Annotated in this window: 16 protein-coding genes; 5 read left to right on the top strand and 11 right to left on the bottom strand. The window is 43.6% G+C overall.

Features of this window, described 5'->3' with window-relative positions:
• Positions 1 to 534 precede the first annotated feature (534 nt).
• From typA to ACZ42L_RS12080, 3 genes are all read right to left on the bottom strand, one after another.
• Positions 535 to 2,337: a translational GTPase TypA gene (typA, locus tag ACZ42L_RS12090; protein ID WP_464706244.1), complete on the bottom strand. Its 1,803-nt coding sequence runs from the start codon at positions 2,335 to 2,337 to the stop codon at positions 535 to 537.
• A gap of 956 nt (positions 2,338 to 3,293) precedes the next feature.
• Positions 3,294 to 4,907 (bottom strand): RagB/SusD family nutrient uptake outer membrane protein, encoded by a 1,614-nt coding sequence (locus tag ACZ42L_RS12085; protein WP_464716238.1) that lies wholly within the window; start codon positions 4,905 to 4,907, stop codon positions 3,294 to 3,296.
• 21 nt (positions 4,908 to 4,928) lie between these two features.
• Positions 4,929 to 8,249 carry a SusC/RagA family TonB-linked outer membrane protein gene (locus ACZ42L_RS12080; protein WP_464716237.1) on the bottom strand — a complete coding sequence of 1,107 codons (3,321 nt, stop codon included), beginning with the start codon at positions 8,247 to 8,249 and terminating at the stop codon, positions 4,929 to 4,931.
• Positions 8,250 to 8,714: 465 nt separating this feature from the next.
• On the opposite strand from ACZ42L_RS12080, the gene rpsO reads away from it, so the two are divergent.
• A complete protein-coding gene (gene rpsO, locus ACZ42L_RS12075; protein ID WP_036900044.1) occupies positions 8,715 to 8,984 on the top strand; it encodes a 30S ribosomal protein S15 in 270 nt (89 codons plus the stop codon).
• Positions 8,985 to 9,059: 75 nt separating this feature from the next.
• Here rpsO and ACZ42L_RS12070 read toward each other — a convergent pair whose 3' ends face one another.
• The 8 genes from ACZ42L_RS12070 to nhaA all read right to left on the bottom strand — a co-directional run bounded on the left by ACZ42L_RS12070 (position 9,060) and on the right by nhaA (position 15,658).
• Positions 9,060 to 9,797 carry a sirohydrochlorin cobaltochelatase gene (locus ACZ42L_RS12070; RefSeq protein ID WP_464716236.1) on the bottom strand — a complete coding sequence of 246 codons (738 nt, stop codon included), beginning with the start codon at positions 9,795 to 9,797 and terminating at the stop codon, positions 9,060 to 9,062.
• 95 nt (positions 9,798 to 9,892) lie between these two features.
• A complete protein-coding gene (gene folK / locus ACZ42L_RS12065; protein ID WP_464716235.1) occupies positions 9,893 to 10,303 on the bottom strand; it encodes a 2-amino-4-hydroxy-6-hydroxymethyldihydropteridine diphosphokinase in 411 nt (136 codons plus the stop codon).
• Positions 10,303 to 11,484: a tRNA preQ1(34) S-adenosylmethionine ribosyltransferase-isomerase QueA gene (gene queA, locus ACZ42L_RS12060; protein ID WP_464702972.1), complete on the bottom strand. Its 1,182-nt coding sequence runs from the start codon at positions 11,482 to 11,484 to the stop codon at positions 10,303 to 10,305. Before queA ends, folK begins: the two co-directional genes overlap by 1 nt.
• Positions 11,485 to 11,497: 13 nt before the next feature.
• Positions 11,498 to 12,196, bottom strand: coding sequence for a tRNA pseudouridine(55) synthase TruB (truB, locus tag ACZ42L_RS12055; protein ID WP_464702971.1), 699 nt, complete (start codon positions 12,194 to 12,196; stop codon positions 11,498 to 11,500).
• Complete coding sequence (locus tag ACZ42L_RS12050) at positions 12,196 to 13,062, bottom strand: undecaprenyl-diphosphate phosphatase (protein WP_464702970.1); 867 nt, start codon at positions 13,060 to 13,062, stop codon at positions 12,196 to 12,198. The genes truB and ACZ42L_RS12050 overlap by 1 nt, the downstream gene beginning before the upstream one ends.
• Positions 13,062 to 13,304, bottom strand: a complete 243-nt coding sequence (locus ACZ42L_RS12045; protein ID WP_464699532.1) for a DUF3098 domain-containing protein — start codon at positions 13,302 to 13,304, stop codon at positions 13,062 to 13,064. Before ACZ42L_RS12045 ends, ACZ42L_RS12050 begins: the two co-directional genes overlap by 1 nt.
• A 24-nt stretch (positions 13,305 to 13,328) precedes the next feature.
• Entirely contained in the window at positions 13,329 to 14,207 is an 879-nt protein-coding gene (locus tag ACZ42L_RS12040) for a cell division protein FtsX (RefSeq protein WP_464699531.1), read from the bottom strand.
• Between the two features lie 131 nt (positions 14,208 to 14,338).
• Positions 14,339 to 15,658: a Na+/H+ antiporter NhaA gene (nhaA, locus tag ACZ42L_RS12035; RefSeq protein WP_464716234.1), complete on the bottom strand. Its 1,320-nt coding sequence runs from the start codon at positions 15,656 to 15,658 to the stop codon at positions 14,339 to 14,341.
• Between the two features lie 285 nt (positions 15,659 to 15,943).
• On the opposite strand from nhaA, the gene ACZ42L_RS12030 reads away from it, so the two are divergent.
• The 4 genes from ACZ42L_RS12030 to ACZ42L_RS12015 all read left to right on the top strand — a co-directional run bounded on the left by ACZ42L_RS12030 (position 15,944) and on the right by ACZ42L_RS12015 (position 20,726).
• On the top strand, positions 15,944 to 17,281 hold the full coding sequence (locus ACZ42L_RS12030) for a DNA adenine methylase (RefSeq protein WP_464716233.1): 1,338 nt from the start codon (positions 15,944 to 15,946) through the stop codon (positions 17,279 to 17,281).
• A complete protein-coding gene (locus ACZ42L_RS12025) occupies positions 17,278 to 18,183 on the top strand; it encodes a DNA adenine methylase (RefSeq protein ID WP_464716232.1) in 906 nt (301 codons plus the stop codon). The genes ACZ42L_RS12030 and ACZ42L_RS12025 overlap by 4 nt, the downstream gene beginning before the upstream one ends.
• A 1-nt stretch (position 18,184) precedes the next feature.
• Complete coding sequence (locus tag ACZ42L_RS12020) at positions 18,185 to 19,795, top strand: AlwI family type II restriction endonuclease (protein WP_464716231.1); 1,611 nt, start codon at positions 18,185 to 18,187, stop codon at positions 19,793 to 19,795.
• 223 nt (positions 19,796 to 20,018) lie between these two features.
• The gene (locus ACZ42L_RS12015; RefSeq protein WP_464716230.1) at positions 20,019 to 20,726 is read left to right on the top strand and encodes a DNA alkylation repair protein; all 708 of its coding nucleotides are present in this window, start codon (positions 20,019 to 20,021) and stop codon (positions 20,724 to 20,726) included.
• The last annotated feature ends 18 nt before the right edge of the window (positions 20,727 to 20,744 follow it).

The raw sequence follows: 20,744 nt of genomic DNA, 5'->3' as shown, positions 1-20,744 counted from the left end.
TTTCGCTTTGCTCCAACCGTAGGCTACTATAAACTGTAACCGCTTCGCGGTTCGTCAATCGCTCTATCAACAAATCCTAGCGGTGAAACCACTACAGTTTATACTAGCCGATGTGTTGTCGCATAGCGACAACCGTCGGATAAAGTAAATTAAAAAGAAAAAGGAGTGCCGACAGGTACTCCACATCATCAGCAAGTTCGTAAGTTTATAAATTATTGAGTTTTATTGCCAACTTCCCAAACATTCCCTCTCCTTGGAAAGGGATTAGGAAGAGGTCTCTATCCCTCCTACGGACGCGGCATGCTGCGTCCCTACAAACTAACGAACTCATCAACTAAAAAAACTAACACTATCGTAAAGGCGAAATGCAATAAAGTCTGAAAAGCTCCCTACCAGTATATATTACAGGGGGGAGTCTTTCAGACTCTATCCTTATATTTATGTAAGTTTATAAGTTTGTGAGTTTATAACTTGTCTACTCGTCTACTCGTTTACTCGTCAACTTAAAAACTCAAAAACTCACAAACTCAAAACTCACTCCTTATTCGCACGCTTACGCTCCAGATGGTCGAGAATCAACTTGCGCATGCGCATGTTCTTCGGCGTTACCTCCACCAATTCGTCCTGACGAATGTACTCCAGACATTCCTCCAAGCTCATCACAGTCTTCGGAACGACTCTCGCCTTCTCATCCGAACCACTGGCACGCACGTTGGTCAGCTGCTTAGCCTTAGTCACATTGATTACCAAGTCGTTCTCATGGATGTGCTCACCCACTACCTGACCAGCATAAACCTCCTCACCCGGATCAATGAAGAACTTACCGCGGTCTTGCAGTTTGTCGATAGAGTAAGCATAGGCCGTGCCGGTTTCCATCACGATAAGCGAACCGTTGGAACGACGCTGAATCTCTCCCTTGAACGGCTGGTATTCCTTGTAACGATGCGCCATGATGGCTTCGCCCTGGCTGGCAGTCAGTACGTTGGTACGCAGACCGATGATACCGCGCGAGGGAATCTCGAATTCGATATTCACACGGTCGCCCTGATTCTCCATACCAATCAGGTCGCCCTTACGACGGGTTACCATATCAATCATCTTACTGGAGAAAATCTCAGGCACATTGATGGTCAATTCCTCGACTGGCTCACACTTTTCGCCGTTGATTTCCTTATAGATTACCTGTGGCTGACCCACCTGTAGCTCGTAACCCTCACGGCGCATGGTCTCTACCAACACCGAGAGATGAAGCACACCACGTCCACTGACAATCCATTTATCGGTACTGTCTTCGAAAGGACGGACACGCAAGGCGAGGTTTTTCTCCAATTCGTGCTTCAATCGGTCACTGATATGACGGGAAGTGCAGAACTTACCTTCACGTCCGAAAAACGGGGAATCGTTGATGGTAAACAGCATACTCATCGTAGGCTCGTCGATGGCAATAGGTGGCAGAGGTTCCGGATTCTCGAAATCGCAAATGGTATCGCCAATCTCAAACTTCTCCAAGCCGATGACAGCACATATATCGCCACTGTCTACGTGGTCGGTCTTCACATGCCCCATACCCTCGAAAGTGTGCAGTTCCTTAATCTTCGTGCGCTCCTTCGAACCGTCACGGTGACAAACCGTCACGTTCATGCCATCGGTCAGCGTGCCACGATGCACACGCCCCACGGCAATACGCCCCGTATAACTGCTATAGTCGAGCGACGTAATGAGCAACTGCGGCGTACCTTCCAACTGCTTCGGAGCAGGAATCACGTCCACAATTTTGTCTAGCAGATACTCGATGTTGTCGGTAGGCTGCTTCCAGTCCTCGGCCATCCAGCCGTTCTTGGCCGAACCATACACCACAGGGAAATCCAGCTGGTCTTCCGTAGCCTTCAAGTCGCACATCAGGTCGAATACCATCTCGTACACCTCTTCCGGTCGGCAGTTGGGCTTGTCTACCTTGTTGACAACCACCAACGGTTTCAGACCAATCTGGAGAGCTTTCTGAAGCACAAAACGCGTCTGAGGCATCGGGCCTTCGAAAGCGTCTACAAGCAGAATACAGCCGTCGGCCATATTCAGCACACGCTCCACCTCACCGCCGAAATCAGAGTGCCCCGGAGTATCTATAATATTGATTTTCGTACCTTTCCAGTTGATAGATACGTTTTTTGACAGAATCGTTATCCCTCGCTCACGCTCCAAATCATTGGAGTCCAATACCTCGCCGCTGTTATTCTGGCCGTCACGGAAGAGCTTTCCAGCGAGCATCATCTTGTCGACCAATGTCGTTTTACCGTGATCGACGTGTGCTATAATCGCAATGTTTCTAATGTCTTGCATTCTTTTACCTTAAAGTTCGATGCAAAGGTACAGAATATTCTTCACATATCAACACGCTCATAACACTATTTATCACACGGGATTAGTTCGGTTGAGTTTGTGACTTTATGAGTTTTTAAGTTCATGAGTTTGTGAGTTATTGAGTTTATAAGTTTTTGAATCGTAGACCTTTAAGGCTAACAAAAACAAACGACTCTGAAAGACTCCTCATATATAATATGGTGTAGGGCAGTCTTACCAAACAGGATTCTTGCCCATACCTTTAGGCTGGGTTGTTCGCTTCGCTCCCAATACCTACCCTATAAAAAGCATAACGCCGTCGGCGTTGTGCCCCTATAAATCCTATTTTTTCCCTTAGGCAACCCCAAAAACAAATGAACTTGATAACTCAAAAAACACAAACTACAAAACTGCAAAGGCTTCGCAGCGTTGCTGTTTGGCCTCGGCAGCATTGCTGAACGGACTTTGCAGCAATGCTGCCGAAGCCTTGCAGTTTTCTGAGTTTCAAACAACACTCTTTCCTTAAAGTTTCTCCCACATGCAGGATACCAGATATGTCTCTCATGTTCTTCTGCCTAAAATCATCAGAAGGACCTAAGCTTAAATAGTCCGAGGGACTTCCCTTGCATAGCCGTGGGCTGGAGAAGAGCAGAAACCTACGGAAAAAAAGAGGGGTGTAAGGCGAGCTTGAAGACTCCCCCTGTATATCTGCCACGAGGGCAGTCTTATCAGACTGGATGATATGCTCAATGCTGATTCCATAGGCCTAAAGGCCCACGGCTATGTATGGGTAGCCCTTCGGGCTGTTGTGAGTTTATAAGTCTATGAGTTTTTGAGTTTTATGAATTGTAGGGAGCAAATCGAATTCACGCCCCAGTTTCGCCCCAATACAAAAAACGGGTTGAGGACTCATGTTCCCCCAACCCGAATTCTATATTTACAAACCTAATATACGGTTATTTGCCATAACCAGGAGTCTGCTCCAATGCGTCGTCATTGTCAAGTGTACCCTTATCAACCGGCCACAAGAGCTTGTAAGCCTCTGATTCTTCCAACACAGGACTTGTACCCTCTACGCTGCCTTCTTTCACGAAGACGAGGTGCTTGCCACCCTTGGTATAAGTCATACGACACAAATCCCACCAACGCTGGCCTTCCTGTACGAATTCCTTATCCTTCTCAGCCAGGATAGCCAACTCGTTCTTGGTGAAATCGCCGGCAACAAACTTAAATTCGTCGCCCCAGTTGTCACCATAAGCGCGCTTGCGAACCGCGTTGACATACTTTTCAACACCAGCTTTATCATCCTGCATATTGGCGATTTCGGCCAATGTGAGATAAACCCACGCCAAACGATAGTAAGGTACGTCGCCTGCAAACACACGCAATCCGGCAGAGTTGATGATACCGATGTTCTTTCTTACCACTGTTCCCCAGTAGTTCAGTGTCCCGTTATCGGCCTTCTTATAGGTAGGTAAGAAAGTAGACAGGCGACGAGAATCCTTCTTGTCGAACTTGTTGAAGAGCGCTTCTTTATACTCATAGCGCTGAATACCGCCTGCACCCGACATCTGCAACGGGTCAACGAACAATGTTCCATCTTCGAGGTATACATTATTGCTCAACTGACCAGTACCAATGTTGTACACATAAGAGCGATAGGGATTGGTAGCTTCGCCCTCGGTATAACGGATGGCAAACACGATTTCGCTGTTTCCCTTTTTGCTAGGAGTTGCATCGAAAACATCGGCAAACTTAGGCTGCAAAGACAAGCTATAGTTATTTGCTACATTTTCCAGATGGGTTTTAGCAGTAGCCAAATCAGCGATATTGGCTTTGTTGTCACCAATGCTTACCTTGGCATTCCACAGATATACTTCACCCATGAGACATTCTGTAGCAGCTTTTGACCAATAACTCTTTCTGTTTTGACGCTTACCATAGTCAAATGCATTCATATTGCCGAAATTCTCCAACGACTTATTGAGGTCCTTCTTGATTTGAGCCATCACCTCAGAAGCTTTGGCGCGAGGCAAATAAAGTTCTGAAGGGCGAATCTCACCGTCGATAACCTCAGTGCCCAAACGCAATGGCACACCACCATAAATGCGATACAAGTCGAAGAAATAGAACGCTCTCAGACCATAAGCGATACCTAGAAAATACTTCTTATCGGCATCTGACAAGTAGTCAGCAGCCTCGATACGGGCAATGGCAAGGTTGCAGTTGGCTATATAACCAAAGTAATTGCCAAACTTAGATACACCGGGACGCTCTGAATCGAAATTCTGCAAAGCGATGCTACCATTATCGGTAGACGAACCGTCAGCCGTGGTTCCAATCTTATATTGTCCACCACGCAGTTCGCCGAACAAGATGTTGTGAGTCCACTCTGCACTACGCATGTTGCTGTGCAGACCATCTATATATCCTTGAGCCTGTGCAGCCTTCTTCCAATACGATGTGCTGCCATAGAAATCAATCGGTGCCAATTCCAGCTTATCAGCGCAAGACGACAGCCCCATGACGGTTCCAACCAAAAGGGTTGATAAAATATATTTTGTTTTCATATTGTTATTCTTATGTATCAATTAAAACGTTGCATTCACACCCAAAATAATTGTACGTGGCAATCCATAACCCATACCAGAGTATGCACCTGCACCATGAGAATATTCAGGAGTTGCGATGGGGGCAGACTTGATGTAACCTAAATTCTGACCGGTAACAGACACCTCAAGATTCTTCAGGGCGAGTTTGCTTATCCACGCCTTTGGCAAGCTATAAGAGAGTGCTATCTCGCGGAAAGACAGATAACTGCCATCGTAAGTGAACATACTTGATGTACGATAATAGTTGGCTGTTCCAAGCTGATCGGCCCATACATAACGAGGATACTTGGCATTGGGGTTAGACTCCGACCATGTGTTGAGAGCATCGGTTGTCGCATTATAAGTACCCTGCATGTTACCCAAGAACCAAGGAGTTGTACCGTCGTAGGTCTTGAAATCCAAAGCAAAGTCGAGACGAGCGTACAGGGTAAAGCCCTTATATTTGAAGGTAGAGTTGAAACCACCTGTCCAGTGAGGCATGGTATGCCCCAGTTTCACTTGGTCGAGATTGTCGATGATACCGTCGCCATTGATGTCTCTCCACTTCACGTCACCCGGCTGAATTCTCAACGCATTTTTCTTCTGTTCGTCGGTCAGGCTTTCCCATGCTTTAGGACCATACATACTTTTAGCATTAATATTACCAGATTTTACTATCAGATTGCCTGGAATCTCGTCGTAGCTCTTGTAGATACCATCTGCCTGATAGCCTACGAGCAAGCCTGGCTCTTGGCCTTCCTGATAGCCACCGACAAAGACGGTTTCGTCGACTTCCTTACCAGCAGCATTTTTAATTTTTCTACCGGTATAGATTTCCTGTGCATTCTGGCGGTTACGTTCGAGTTTGTTATAAGGAAGTGCAACTATCTTGTTGATGTTATAAGCCAAATTAAGGTTGGCATTCCAACTCATATCCTTAGTCTTCAGGATTTGTGCACCGAACTCCATTTCCACACCACGGTTGCGGAACTTACCGTTATTATTGGTAATACCGGAGAAACCGGTGGTTGAAGGAAGTGTCAGTGTAGCATACTTATCCTGCGTCAAACGGTTGTAATACGTAAAATTAGCCGTCAGTCGGTTCTTCAGGAAGCCAAGCTCAACCGCAATTTCAAACGTATGGCTCTTTTCCCAACGCAGTGTAGGGTTAGGCAATTCACCAATCAAGAAACCGGTATTGCCATTATAGGTTGTTGTATTATAACGACCTTGCAATTTATAGGCGCCAATCCCCGAAGCATTACCGTTGACACCATAGCTGGTACGCAGCTTACCATATGAGAGGAATGGGAGCGCTTCTTTCACGAAGTTTTCTTTGGTTGCTACCCAACCGGCAGACACACCGGGGAAGAAGCCCCAACGGTTGCTGCCCAACAACGAAGAGTAGCCATCGTAACGGAACACTCCAGAGAGCAAATACTTGTCTTGATAGTCGTAGTTCACACGACCGAAGTAAGACAGAATGCGGTATCTCTCATGCCAAGAGTCGATGGCACGCTTATTCTCCTTGGTACTGGTGAGTCCCAGATCGGCAAAGTCATCGGTAGGAGCTTCAACACCCTGAGCCTGGAAGCCCTTGGTGTACCTGTCATAATATTCAGTACCCAACAATCCATCAATCGTGTGATCTTTCAAGAAGGTCGTGTTATAACTGATGGTTGCATTGTAGGTTTGAGAGAAAGCACGGTTAAAATATTCTGTAGTTGAGCGAGTAGGATTGATTTTACCAGGACTGGCCAGGAAGTCTTTCACAAACGCACTTTGGAACACTTCGTCGTAATACCACTGTCCGGAAGCATGCAACATCAAATTAGGAATCAGTTCTGCATCGAAGCTCTGAACCATCGTGAACTTGTCTGATTGGTTGTCGTAATCCCACTTTTCGGGCTGATAAGACTGGTTACCGTCGCCAGAGTTTGGACCAAGTACCATATTCCCGTCTTCATCATCAAAACGAGCCGTGGGAGGCAACGATTGGATACGGCCGAAGTAATTAGCCTCACTGGTCTGAGAACCCGGCATAGACTGCCAGTTAGCACGGTTGAAACTGAAGTTGGAAGTAGATTTCAACCAATCGGTAACCTTATAACTGCCATTGAAAGTGAAGTTATAACGCTCGTAAAACGATTTGATTGGAATACCCTCAGACTTGTTGTAACCCAAACCTGCATAATAAGTACCACGATCATTTCCACCAGACATACTTACATTATAGTCTTGTGTCAAAGCAGGATTGTTGAAACTATACTTTTCAAAGTCGGTCTCGCGGTAAATCAGAGTCTTGTTGGCATCGAGAGGATCAGCCATACTCTGCCATCCCTTATCGAGCAATCCCTTGTTTTCATCGGTCAATGGAAGAATATTCCAAAGCAAGCCAGGACCATATTTATTCCCAGTACCAAAAGGACGAGTTCCAATCAAGTTGCTTTTATCTGCCCAATCTGAATTTGCGTAAGCCAGACGTTGGTAGGTGATATAGTCTTTAGCACCGAGAAATTTGTATGGATTGTTCACGTAGTTCCAGCCCACCTTGGCTTTCAAGTTGATTTCGCGATGTCCGCTCTTACCCGTTTTTGTGGTAACAAGGATTACACCATTGTTGGCACGAGCACCATAAAGAGCCGTTGCACCGGCATCTTTCAGGATTTCCATAGATTCAATATCCTCAGGGTTGATATCACTCAGACTTTCGCGCAACTGGCCATCGACCATCACCAGCGGAGAACCTGTACCATCGAGATTGGTACCACCACGCAATACGATACGAGGAGTAGAACCGGGATTACCCGAAGTGCTGGTGACACGCAAACCGGCAACAGCACCCGCCAAAGCCTGTGCTGGGTTAGAATATACACCTACATTGAAGGCATCTTCCTTCACCTTACTGATAGAGTTGGTCAACTTGGCACGGCGAGTCTTTCCACCGTAACCAGTTACGACAACCTCGGAGATAAGCTGTGAGCTTTCTGCCATCTTAATATTCAGACTGCCCTCACCATTATATACGACTTCTTTTTTATCAAAGCCGACATACGTAATCACCAAAGTCTGTCCTTTCTTGACATTGAGAGAGAAGTGACCATCGAGATCGGTCACCGTTCCCATCGACTGCCCCTTCACAACAACGGAGGCACCGATAATAGGACCGTAATCATCTGTAACGGTACCCGTTACCTTTGATGTCTGCTGCTGAACCGATAAGATTTCAGCCGAATTGCTGGAAGCTGCCGCGAGGCATGGTGAGCTACCCAAAGCAAGAATAGCTCCTCCCAATAAAACTTTCCTGTAGTTAGTTGTCATAATCCTAAAATGTTAATTAGATTTTTACAAACATAGCATTTTATATGTTTTTTGGTTCCTAGTTTAACGTTACTTACGCATAATTAATTATATCGGCGGTAAAGTTAAGAAAAATTTTAAATATACAAAAAGAAATTATTAAAAAAACATTTTCATCATCCCCCTTTTTTCAAAAATAGACCTTAAAAGGGCACAAAGCCGAAGATATAATATGATTTTTAACAGAATATATCCGTGTAAGCGATAAGATGGCAACATCCGACAAATTCTCCCCTTCCCTATTCCAGCAAGCACAAGTCCATCTCTATCAAGAAGAAGAAAAAGAAGAGAAAAGCATCAAAGCCCACAAAATAATGTACATTTTTTTAGGCAGGACACAAAAAAAAGCGTACCTTTGCACCGCTTTTGCCTGTTCAAGCAGGCGAAGGCACGCAAAAAAATAACATCAATATTAACAAAAAGCTTATGTATTTAGACAAAGCAAAGAAAGAAGAGATCTTTGGTAAGTACGGAAAGTCTAACTCTGATACTGGTTCTGCTGAGAGCCAGATAGCATTGTTCTCGTTCCGTATTGCCCACTTGACGGAGCACGTAAAGAAGAACCGTAAAGATCATACTACCACACGTGCATTGACACAGTTGGTAGGAAAGCGTCGTGCATTGCTCGACTATCTCTACGACAGAGACATCGAGCGCTACCGTGCCATCATTAAGGCTCTCGGATTGCGCAAGTAATCTGAAGACGTCGGCACTTTTGCTAATGAAAAAATCCCTGCCTCTCTCATGAGATGGCAGGGATTATTCTTTTTATTACTTGAGTAAATGTAGAATACGACCGACTAAGAACTGCTGCACTTCGGGCCATTCGCCCAAGCCATGTTGTACAACCTCCACGCGATAACCGGTTCGTTCCAATACTTCTTTCCACTCTCCATCGAGATCTTCGCTCTTATGATTGCCGGCAATATATAATAATGGTATAAGGACCACATGCTTACAATCAGACTTTTGCAGTATCTTCCGAAGGCTGTCAAAACCAGGATAGCCCTCGATAGTTACCACATGTTGATGGGCGTTTCCCTGCTCTTTGAACATGTAATCAAGCATACTGTAGACAGCATTGGCCATACTTTGAGTACCATGCCCCACATAGAAGACTTCGGTATCTGACTCCACTCGTACCGAGCGAGTAAGCATCTCAACCATCTGTCGACATGTCTCGACGCTACTGAACAGTGGACTTCCTATCGCAATCGTATCAAACTCATGGCGAAGGGGTGCTATGGAATCGTGCATCATATTCGTCATGATACCGTCAAGCAGATGAGTCGGCTGCACTACTACCTTACGATAACCATCGCGACGAAGCGCCAGAAGTGCCTCAGTTATCGTCTGTTTCGGGATATTGCGCTTCTTCAAAGCGGCTATAACCATCTTGGAAGAATAGGCTTCACGCACTTCCAAGCCCGTCTGTCGATGCACCAGGGCATTGATAGCATCCAACGTCTTGGCACGGCTGGCATCATCGGTAGTCCCATAATGAACCATCAAAACAGCAGTTTGCCCCATAGATACGAGAGAAAATAGGAGAAAGAGGGAAAAAAGAATACTTCTTTTCATGTCAAAAGGAAGAAAAATGAAAATTAATCTTCAAGTATTTCGCGAAGCGGAATCATCACAAAATCACGCTGTTCCATCAATGGATGGGGAATCTTCAAATCGGGTTCATCAACGTGAATATGGTCGTAGAGAAGAATGTCTATATCAATGATGCGGTCGATATAGTTTGTTCCATCGGTCTTCTCCATCCTGCCAAGTTTGCGTTCTATCAGCTGTGTCATCTTCAACAACTGCCGTGGAGACAGCGGAGTGGCCACACAGACACACATATTGATAAACTTGTTAGGGGAAGAAAAGCCCCAAGGCTCTGTTTCGAGAAACGAGGAACTGCGCAAGACAGTTCCCACTTTCTCTTCCAGCAGTGCTATGGCATCGTGCATCGTGCGTTTACGATTGCCGATGTTAGCCCCCAACGACAGATAGACTGTGTGCATCAATCGTCGAGTATGAGCAAGGAATCGCCGAAACAGCCGAACTTATAACCATTCGTAGAGGCCAGATTGTAGGCTTCCATCACCATGTCATAACCACCAAAAGCAGCCGTCGACATAAGCAGTGTAGAATAAGGATGATAGAAATTGGCTACCATACAGTCGGCCAAACCGAAGTCATAAGGAGGGAAGATAAACTTATTGGTCCATCCATCGTATTCCTTCAGCATACCATCAGTACCTACAGCCGTCTCCGTAGCTTTCACGATACTGGTGCCGACTGCGCATACACGATGCCCAGACTGCTTGGTCTTATTCACTATTTTGCAAGCCTCAGCACCGATAATCATCTGCTCCGACTCCATCTTATGCTTGGTCAGATCCTCCACTTCAATCGGATTGAAATTGCCAAGGCCACAATGCAGCGTGATATAGGCTGTATTGATACCGCGTATTTCCATACGCTTCATCAGCTCACGGCTGAAGTGTAAACCTGTAGCGGGAGCAGTTACAGCACCCTCGTTCTGCGCAAATACACACTGGAAGTCATCCATGTCCTCGGCCGTAGCGGTCTGGCTCTCACGATTGTCGATGATGTAACGAGGCAGCGGAGCTTCGCCAAGCGCAAACAGCTCTCTCTTGAACTCATCGTGAGGACAGTCATAGAGGAATCGGAGCGTACGGCCACGACTCGTAGTATTGTCGATAACCTCAGCCACCATCGTACCACTCTCATCGAAGAACAGCTTGTTCCCGATACGAATCTTGCGTGCCGGCTCTACCAATACGTCCCAAAGGCGCATCTCTTCGTTTAATTCGCGCAGCAAGAACACCTCTATCTTTGCGTCGGTCTTCTCTTTCGTGCCATACAGACGCGCCGGGAACACCTTGGTATCATTCAGGATAAAGGTGTCTCCCTCGTCGAAGTAATCGAGGATATTACGGAATTCCAGATAAACAGGATTGCCATCTTTATCTTTCAGCGGTTCGCCTTTCTCGTCGGTCTGGTACATGTCTATTTTTTCAGACTTGCGATGAAGCACCATCAGACGGGCTTCGTCACGGCGCGTAACAGTGAAAGAATTCTTCTCACCCTTGTCGTTAGTAAACTCATGCACGATGCTATGAGGATAGAGAGCCACTTGCTCCTTGGCTAAATCAAATTTGAATTGCGATAGTTTCATTATAGTTCCACCTTTACTTTTCTATTTCTTGCTCATCGAGCCACTCCTGTACGTGGTCGAAATCAATACAATCTTCTGCCTTTATCTCGCCTACACGAGTGCGACGAAGGGCCGTCAGATAAGCCCCACTCTGCAACGCCCTGCCTAAATCGCGGGCCAAGGCACGGATATAAGTACCCTTACCACAGATTACCCGAATGCCGGCCTGCATCTTGACCGGGTCGAAATCAGTCAACGTAATTTCGTCTATATGCACGCTCTTGGGCTGCAACTGCACTTCTTCACCGGCCCTACGGAGCGCATAAGCACGGTCGCCATTGACCTTACATGCACTATAGGTAGGCGGTATCTGTTGAATATCGCCCACAAATTCGGCAAGTTTCTGCTCCACTAGTTCTCGAGTAATATGCTCGGTCGGGTATGTAGCATTCACCGGGTGTTCCATATCATAGCTCACCGTTGTTGCCCCCAGCTGCAAGGTTGCCGTATATTCCTTGGTATGACTCTGTAGTTGTTCTATCTGCTTGGTACATTTACCTGTACAAAGCACCAACACTCCTGTAGCCAAAGGGTCGAGCGTTCCTGCATGTCCAATCTTTACCTTATATCCCACATGCTTGCTCAGCACATACCGAACATGAGCCAAAGCACCGAAACTCGACTTTCCATACGGTTTGTCAATACCGAAGATTTCTCCTGTCTTAAAGTTCATCAGGACACCATTGCTAAAGAGTGACCACTCAACAACCAAAACAGGATAAAGCCTCCTACGATGATTCGATAGATGCCAAATACTCTAAATCCATATTTTGTCAGGAAAGCGACAAACCATTTCATGGCAAGGAGTGCCACGATAAAGGCAACCACGCAACCCAAAGCCAGCATCAACAGATTATCGGTCGTTACCCAACTGGCTGTTCCTGCCTCTGACGAGAAGAACATTTCATACACATCGAGCACCGTCGCAGCTGCCATTGTCGGCACTGCCAGGAAGAAAGAGAACTCGGCAGCAGCCCTACGGGTGAGCTTCTGCGACATACCTCCAACGATGGTTGCCATCGAACGGGACACACCGGGTATCATGGCTATACATTGAAACAGACCGATATTGAATGCCCGCTTCTCTGTTATCTTGTTCTCTTCGCTTCCTTTATTGAAGATACGGTCGCAGAACAGCATGAATATACCGCCTACAACGAGCATGATAGCTACTACCTCAACACTCTCCAGAAATCGGTCTATCAAGCCCGTCTTCTTTCCTATGAGGCCGATAACCACCGCAGGAATAAAGGCCACCAGCAATTTCCAATAGAAATCCCACTTATGCAGGAACTTCTGTAACGGTGTACTGTCTACTGGTGCAGGACTACGGTCCAAACGGAAAAAGCGATTCCAATAGAGACATACCACCGAAAGAATCGCTCCAAATTGTATAATAATGGTGAAAGCCTTCACGAACGGAGTGCTCTCAATGCCTAACAATCCTTGTGTAATAATCATGTGGCCAGTAGAAGATACGGGCAAAAACTCCGTCAGTCCTTCTACGATGGCCAGGATAATCGTCTGTATAACTGTCATTATTCCTTATTATCGTTAGCGTCTTTAGATTTATACAATATGGCATAGATAATAGACAGAAAGCCTATCAGGCATACAACCGGAGCCACCTTAATGCGCTGGGCACTGAAAATGGAAGGGTCGTACATACTCTCTGTAGAACTTCCACCACTCATCAAGACAAACCCAATGATGACAACTAACATGCCTATGGCCAACAACACAAAGTTGGTCTTGCCAAAAGCCAGATTTCTTTTATCCATGATAATCCTAATTGATGTTCGACATTAAATCTTATACAAGTCTCCGGCCTTCATACGGAGGAACTTGTTGACAGATATATTGGCACAAATAGCCGTGATAATGATTCCAAAGAGGAACACCGAAGCACCGGTTATAGCCATCACCTGCCATGTAACTACCGTCAGAACGCCCGGTTCATAAGTGTAGAGAGCAAATATCATAGCTCCCAACACTACGTCGGCAAGCAATGCAGCCACAAGTCCGATGACAACTGTCCGCCTGATAAACGGCTTGCGAATGAAGCTCCACGATGCTCCCACCAGTTTCATCGTGTGGATGGAGAATCGACGCGCATAGATACTGAGACGTACCGTATTGTTGATCAGAGAGAAAGAAACGAAAGTCAGCAAGGCAGCCAAGATCAGCAATACAAAGCTGATGCGTTTCAGATTGGTGTTCACACTGTCCATCAAATCCTGTTGATAGGTAATGTCGCTCACCTTGGAATTGCGTTTCAACTCCTTTGTAATCCATTTCAAAGAGTCACTATTGGCGTAGTCGGCCTTGAGCTGAACCTCTATGGAAGCCAGGAAAGGATTTGCACCGATAAACTCCGAGGGGTCTGTACCCATAGCCTGGGTTTGCTCTTTCAGCGCATCTTCCTTACTGATAAAGTGAATACTGTTAATATAAGGACGGTGTTCCAGCGATTGGCACAGCTGTTTTGCTTCCGGATTGGTCATATCGTCCTGCAACATCATCGTCACCATCAGGTTTTCTTTGACGTAGTCAGACAGGTTTTTCGCTGTCAATACAGAGAATACTACCATTCCCAACAATATCAGTACCAACGCAGTGCTGATACAAAGAGTAACAACCTGCAACCCACGCGGATTACGGGTACCGTTCTTTTTCTTTCTCATTCCGTACAAGGTATATTACACCAAAATCGCTGCAAAGTAACAAAAAAATCGTTGAGAAAACGAGTGATTAACGTGTATTAACACCCATATCCGAACTCCGACAATGCCTTTGCAGTTTTCCTGTCTTTCCATCAAGCTCTGCGCAACAGCAGATAGCCTATGATTCCACCCAGAATCGACGCTGCAAAGATTCCTATTTTGGCCAGGACAATGCTACCCGAATCGGTAAAGGCAAGCACAGACACAAACATCGACATCGTAAAACCGATGGATGCCAAGAAGCCAAGTCCAGCCAACACGCGCCAAGACATGGCCTTGTCGCGCTTACCGATTTTCAGTTTGGTCAGCAACCACACCGATGACAGGATGCCAATGGGCTTACCCAGCAGCAGTCCGAGCATCACCCCGATAGCCACGTGATTCTCGAATATCATCGAAGCATCCATATCCACAAACGACACACCGGCATTGGCAAGCGCAAATATCGGCATGATAACAAACGACACGAACGGTTGGATACTATACTCAAGCCGCTGCAACGGCGGAATTGCGTTCCGCGTATCTCTCTTCACGCTCGATATTATCTCCACCTGTTCCTCTTCCAGTGTTATCACATCATTAGACTCTGCCTCCTCAAAATTCTTCATCCGTCGCTTCAGTCGGGCAATGAATGCCGCTTCAGGAATCGAAGAATCTGCCGGAATCATAAAGGCCGACAGCACAGCCGAGATAGTAGCGTGTACTCCCGACATCAGGAAGCACACCCATACGCCTCCTACACCGATAAGTCCATAAAACCATACGTTCTTCACCCCCAGTTTATTGCCAACAAACATCAGCAACAAGAAGAGCATACCAACACCTATACTCACCATCGAGATATTAGATGTATAAAACAGTGCTATCACCAATACTGAGCCCAAGTCGTCGACTATCGCCAATGTCGTCAGGAATATCTTTGCCGACAGGGGCACTCGGTCGCCCAACAGATAGAGTACAGCCAGCGCAAAAGCGATGTCGGTGGCCATCGGGATTCCCCATCCATGAGCCACCGGCGTGCCGGCATTGAACACAAGATAGATGAGCGATGGTATCAGCATACCGAAGACTGCCGCCCCAATAGGCAACACCACCTGACGCACATGTCGCAGTTCACCACCGATAAACTCCCGTTTCAGTTCCAATCCGATAACAAAGAAGAAAATAGACATGAGTCCATCGTTCACCCAGTGTTCCAAACTAAAATTCAGATAGGGTTCACCATTCCATATAAAACCGAAATGTTGCTCGAAAAAAGCAAAATATTCTTCGCGCCAAGGCGAGTTTGCCAATAGCAGTGCTATGACGACCGAGAGCCCTAGAACCATACTGCTCGCCCGCTCTTTTTGCATGAATTGCTGTATGGGCATGAACACATGTCGCCCTATTGCCTGTTGATAATGTTGTATCATCTAATATTGATTAAGTGAAAAAAGTAAGGGTATATACCTTATAATATATATGAATCTCAAACCAATATGCCTTCGAGCATTCGTATCACCTTACGACTACAAAGATATAAAAAAACGCTGGAATAATCAACTGAAATCGGAATAATAGTGCATTTTTCACTGACTATAAATGCAATTACACGTTTCAATAAATACATCTTTCTGCTATCATTTTTATGTCCCGAAATTCGTCAATTTGATTTTTTTGTTTTACCTTTGACAAAAATTGTCAAGCCAAAAAGAAAAATGGAATCGTTAGGTCAATATTTAAGAGATGTTCGTGAGGGATTAAATTTGCCGTTACAAGAAGTCTATAATCGAACCAATATAGATGTTACTCTATTAAGTAGAATAGAGAACGGAAGAAGATTACCAACCAAAGAACAAGTACAATTATTGGTAAGACTTTATGGGTGCGATGAACATAAATCGTTAGTATTATTAGGAACGGAAAAGGTCTTATTTACTTTGGATGGAGATAATGAGTATAAGTTGGAAGTCATTCAATCTGTATCAGAGAAAGTAAGATTAGGAAAGATGCCATCCCTTTTTCCAGAGTTGGTTGAGGTTGGATATAAAATGTTTGACCTTGAAAGTCGTAGATATATAGGTAATAAAGCCAAACTCACCCGTTGGATTATGGATATAATCAATGAGCATACAGGTGGTTTTAATACATTTTTTGATGTATTTGCTGGTACCGCATCAGTTTCAAAAGCAGCAATACCATATGCAGAAAAGATTATAATGAACGACTTCCTTTCATCTAATAATATTGTATATCAAGCATTTTTTGCCAATGATATATATGATATGGATAAGTTATATTCAATAATCGAATATTATAATTCCATAGACCCTAATTCATTAAATAACAATTATTTCTCAGATAATTTTGGAGACAAATTCTTTGATTATAAAAACTCTAAATTAATAGGATATATCCGAGAAGATATTGAAAGACGAAAATATAATCTAACAGCGAAAGAGTATGCAATATTATTAGCGTCTTTGATATATAGTATTGACAAAATAGCCAATACAGTAGGTCATTTTGATGCATATATTAAAAAGGAGATAGTGTATAATCCTCTATCAATACAATTAATAAAACCGTTAGATCCCCCAAAAACAGAGATACATAAAGAGGACTCTAATATTTTGGCAAGAAGAATTACTGCGGATGTTGCATACATTGACCCACCATACAACTCCCGTCAATATAGTAGATTTTACCATATTTATGAGAATCTTGTTGAGTGGAAAAAACCTAAACTCTTCGGTGTTGCAATGAAGCCTAAAGCTCAAAATATGAGTGCATATTGCACATCAAGTGCACCTATTGCATTTAGAGATTTGATACAGAATCTTAATGTGAAGTACATTGCAGTATCATATAACAACACCTATGATTCTAAGAGTGGTTCGTCAAAGAATAAAATAACCCTTGAACAAATTAAATCGATATTAGAGGAGAGAGGTGATACTATTGTATATGATTGTGCACATCGTTATTTCAATACAGGAAAAACAGAGTTTGCAGACCATAAAGAGTTATTATTTATTACAGAGGTAAAACGATGAAAAATCAGATTCTAAGATCTCCATTGTTTTACGTCGGTGATAAGTATAAACTAATGGAGGAAATAAGCACTCACTTTCCTACTGACATAGGAAAGTTTGTGGAACCATTTGTTGGAGGAGGTTCGGTATTTATGAACACCTCAGCGGAACAATATCTTCTAAATGATATTGATGGTTACATCATAGATCTTCATAAATATTTATGCAAAGCTGCTAATAAACAGACATCATTCTTTGCTCATATAGAAGATATTATAAAGGAGTATAGTTTGTCATATTCTTATAAGGAAGATAATATTCCTGCCGAACTAAAAAGAGAATATAAGAAGACCTATTTTGCTAAATATAATAAGGTCGCTTATGAACAAATGAGAATAGACTTTAATGAGTCTTCTAAAGACGATATGGCCGTATTGTATTTACTGCTGATATACGGTTTTAATAGAATGTTGAGATTTAATAAAAGTGGGGACTTTAACTTGCCTGTCGGAAATGTTGATTTTAACTCAAATGTTGCATCTGCATTAGAGGACTATTTTCAGGAAGTTAAAAACAAGAAACCTAAGTGGTATAACCTTGATTATAAAGTATTCCTAAAAAAACTTCAACTATCTGAGAATGATTTCATATATTTGGATCCACCATACCTTATTACATTTAGTGAGTATAATAAGTTGTGGAATGAGAATGATGAAATGGAGTTATTGCAATTACTTGACAAGCTAAATGACCGAAATATTAGATTTGCAATATCCAATGTAACTCATTACAAGGATAGACAAAACGATATATTTATAGAGTGGGCTCAAAAATATCATATTCATTCGATAAAGAGCAACTATATAAATTACCACGATAATTCTATTAAACAATTTAATGAAGTACTAATAACAAACTACTAATATGCCAAGAGAACTTGAATACAAACCGTTGCTTTATACGACTACGATTCGTAATCCAGAGCGTTATAAAGACTTTATGCATATACTCAAGCGATTCAATGGAGAAATTCTTAACGATCGTACGGTTGAGTTATTTGAGAGAGAATTGTTTAAGATTGGATTATATAGACCTATGACTCTGCCTGAATCCGTTAAGAGTAAATGGAGATTTACCAAAAGAGGTGAATTTGCAGATGTACCATTGACAGATGCGGAAACAGCGACAATATACCAAAGCAATAACCCAAACATAAATACTACACTTAAAGGGCACCAAGAAGCTGGCTATCCAAAAGGTTGGCCAAGTAGATTTGACACTCAATTTAAGTTGATGAAAGTATTAGGCTTTGTTTACTATGAATGGGAGCAACCGATTGAGTTCTCTCAAACAGGACATTATCTTGCAGATACTGTCTCAATAAGCATAAATGAAGGAGTTATATCACGAGAAATCGTAAAACCTCAAAATGAGCAAATTGCTTTTATGCAAGCTTTTGCAAAGCAGCAAAGATACAACCCATTTATTCGGGAGCTCAATGACAATATTCCCTTAATACTTCTATTGGAGGTCATTAAGAAATTAAACGCAGACGAGGAGTATAGTGGAACAGGAATATCATACAAAGAAATACCATTGGTTATATTCTGGAAAGATAATGATGCAGAGGCACTTTATCAACGAATTAAACTTTTGCGAAACGAATATAGATACAAGCCTTCAAACGAAGTGATTGAGGATATATGCGTAAATGAGATTCTTGGAGGTTTCAAGAAATTCAAGCTAAAATCTATCGTATCAGAGTATCCCGATGAATTTGTACGCAAAATGAGAATGACTGGACTTATATCATTTAGAGGTGGGGGTAGGTTTATTGATATCAATCATAATGAAGATGAGAAGATAGATTATATACTTAGTCATTATGCAAAGTATACAAAGTATACGACTGAAAAAGAATACTTTGATTATATGTCAACGATAGACGATGCTTTGTTTGCATTAAGAACTGTTGAGATATCCAAGACCGATGCAGCGGAGAAATTAACTCAGCTAATCCCTGCTTACCCTTGGGACTCTATAAAGACAGAGCTTTATCATTTAGCAAAGAAGACATCTTCAAATCATAATGTATTGAAATTTATATCAGCTCCTGCGAGATTAGAATTCTTGACAGCACTTGCTATTAAGTCTAAACTACCTACAGTTGAAGTGGTTCCAAACTATCCTTGTGATGATGAAGGCTTGCCAACCTCTACCGCAGGAGGTAATAATGGAGACATTGAATGCTTTGAAGCTCCAAATAGCATATTGGTTGAGGTTACAATGGCCGAAGGGCGCCAACAAACGATGATGGAGGTATGGCCTATCTCACGACATTTGGAGGAGTTTAAGGACAAATACGAGTTTGAAGATTCTCAATGTGTATTTGTGGCTCCAAGTATCTTTGCAGACACCAAGGATCAGATAGATTGGGCAAAAGATAGAAAACAAGTTGCTATCAGACCATATAAGATAGTAGATTTCATCAGCTATTTGGATTCTGCGACATCCCTATATTGTGCAAATATATAATAGTAAATAGTAAACAGTAATGAAAATAGATGATATAAAGAATTTTATTCAATCTGCAAACTTTAATTTTTTGTTTGGAGCAGGCTTATCTGACAGCCCAACCAACTACCATACAGAATTATTCCGTAACTTTGTCCTTGACTATGATTGCCTGTAAGTCTAAGGTTATAGCAACCAGTCAAACGTAAAACCAAGAATTTACCAAACGAGCACTATACTTATCATGAGCAGAAATACAGAGGCTATCATCAATGAATTGCGCGCGCTGTCATCAGCAGAAAAAAGCGAAGTCTTCCCTCGTTTCTTTAAGACGGGCAAGGGAGAATATGGCGAGGACGACCGCTTCCTTGGCGTAGTTGTTCCCAATGTCCGAAACGTAGCCAAGCGCTACAAAGATATTTCCTTAGAAGAAATCCGCTGTTTGATGCAGTCGGAATGGCATGAAGTCAGACTCTGTGCCTTGCTTATCATGGTAGAAAAGACCAAGAAAGCCGACGAGACTTTAAAGCAACACTTGTTCGAACTCTACCTCTCCGTTACCGACAGAATCAACAACTGGGACTTGGTAGACCTCTCCTGCCGCTTTATCGTGGGCGAATATCTGCTGGATAGAGACCGCGATATACTCTATCGCCTGGCTGACAGCAAACTATTATGGGACAATCGCATCGCCATCGTCTCTACCTATGCCTTTATCCGACAAGGACAGCTGGAAGACACCTATGCACTGAGCGACCTCATGATGCACCATCGTCACGACCTCATGCACAAGGCTATAGGATGGATGCTGCGCGAAGCTGGTAAGCGCGATGCCGACCGCCTGTATAGTTATGTCCTTAAAAACCGCGCCGTGATGCCGCGTACCATGCTGCGTTATGCTATCGAGAAGTTCGATCCCGAACAGCGCAAGCTCTTAATGCAACGTGTGTAATCCAAGCCTATAGCCCCA

The sequence above is a fragment of the Prevotella mikamonis genome (assembly GCF_055381405.1).
This window is presented reverse-complemented; position numbering and strand designations above follow the sequence as displayed.

What these genes read in the sequence shown, in the direction of transcription:
- typA (WP_464706244.1), bottom strand. Translation starts at nt 2,337, where the DNA reads ATGCAAGACATTAGAAACATTGCGATTATAGCACACGTCGATCACGGT.
- ACZ42L_RS12085 (WP_464716238.1), bottom strand. Translation starts at nt 4,907, where the DNA reads ATGAAAACAAAATATATTTTATCAACCCTTTTGGTTGGAACCGTCATG.
- ACZ42L_RS12080 (WP_464716237.1), bottom strand. Translation starts at nt 8,249, where the DNA reads ATGACAACTAACTACAGGAAAGTTTTATTGGGAGGAGCTATTCTTGCT.
- rpsO (WP_036900044.1), top strand. Translation starts at nt 8,715, where the DNA reads ATGTATTTAGACAAAGCAAAGAAAGAAGAGATCTTTGGTAAGTACGGA.
- ACZ42L_RS12070 (WP_464716236.1), bottom strand. Translation starts at nt 9,797, where the DNA reads ATGGTTCATTATGGGACTACCGATGATGCCAGCCGTGCCAAGACGTTG.
- folK (WP_464716235.1), bottom strand. Translation starts at nt 10,303, where the DNA reads ATGCACACAGTCTATCTGTCGTTGGGGGCTAACATCGGCAATCGTAAA.
- queA (WP_464702972.1), bottom strand. Translation starts at nt 11,484, where the DNA reads ATGAAACTATCGCAATTCAAATTTGATTTAGCCAAGGAGCAAGTGGCT.
- truB (WP_464702971.1), bottom strand. Translation starts at nt 12,196, where the DNA reads ATGAACTTTAAGACAGGAGAAATCTTCGGTATTGACAAACCGTATGGA.
- ACZ42L_RS12050 (WP_464702970.1), bottom strand. Translation starts at nt 13,062, where the DNA reads ATGACAGTTATACAGACGATTATCCTGGCCATCGTAGAAGGACTGACG.
- ACZ42L_RS12045 (WP_464699532.1), bottom strand. Translation starts at nt 13,304, where the DNA reads ATGGATAAAAGAAATCTGGCTTTTGGCAAGACCAACTTTGTGTTGTTG.
- ACZ42L_RS12040 (WP_464699531.1), bottom strand. Translation starts at nt 14,207, where the DNA reads ATGAGAAAGAAAAAGAACGGTACCCGTAATCCGCGTGGGTTGCAGGTT.
- nhaA (WP_464716234.1), bottom strand. Translation starts at nt 15,658, where the DNA reads ATGATACAACATTATCAACAGGCAATAGGGCGACATGTGTTCATGCCC.
- ACZ42L_RS12030 (WP_464716233.1), top strand. Translation starts at nt 15,944, where the DNA reads ATGGAATCGTTAGGTCAATATTTAAGAGATGTTCGTGAGGGATTAAAT.
- ACZ42L_RS12025 (WP_464716232.1), top strand. Translation starts at nt 17,278, where the DNA reads ATGAAAAATCAGATTCTAAGATCTCCATTGTTTTACGTCGGTGATAAG.
- ACZ42L_RS12020 (WP_464716231.1), top strand. Translation starts at nt 18,185, where the DNA reads ATGCCAAGAGAACTTGAATACAAACCGTTGCTTTATACGACTACGATT.
- ACZ42L_RS12015 (WP_464716230.1), top strand. Translation starts at nt 20,019, where the DNA reads ATGAGCAGAAATACAGAGGCTATCATCAATGAATTGCGCGCGCTGTCA.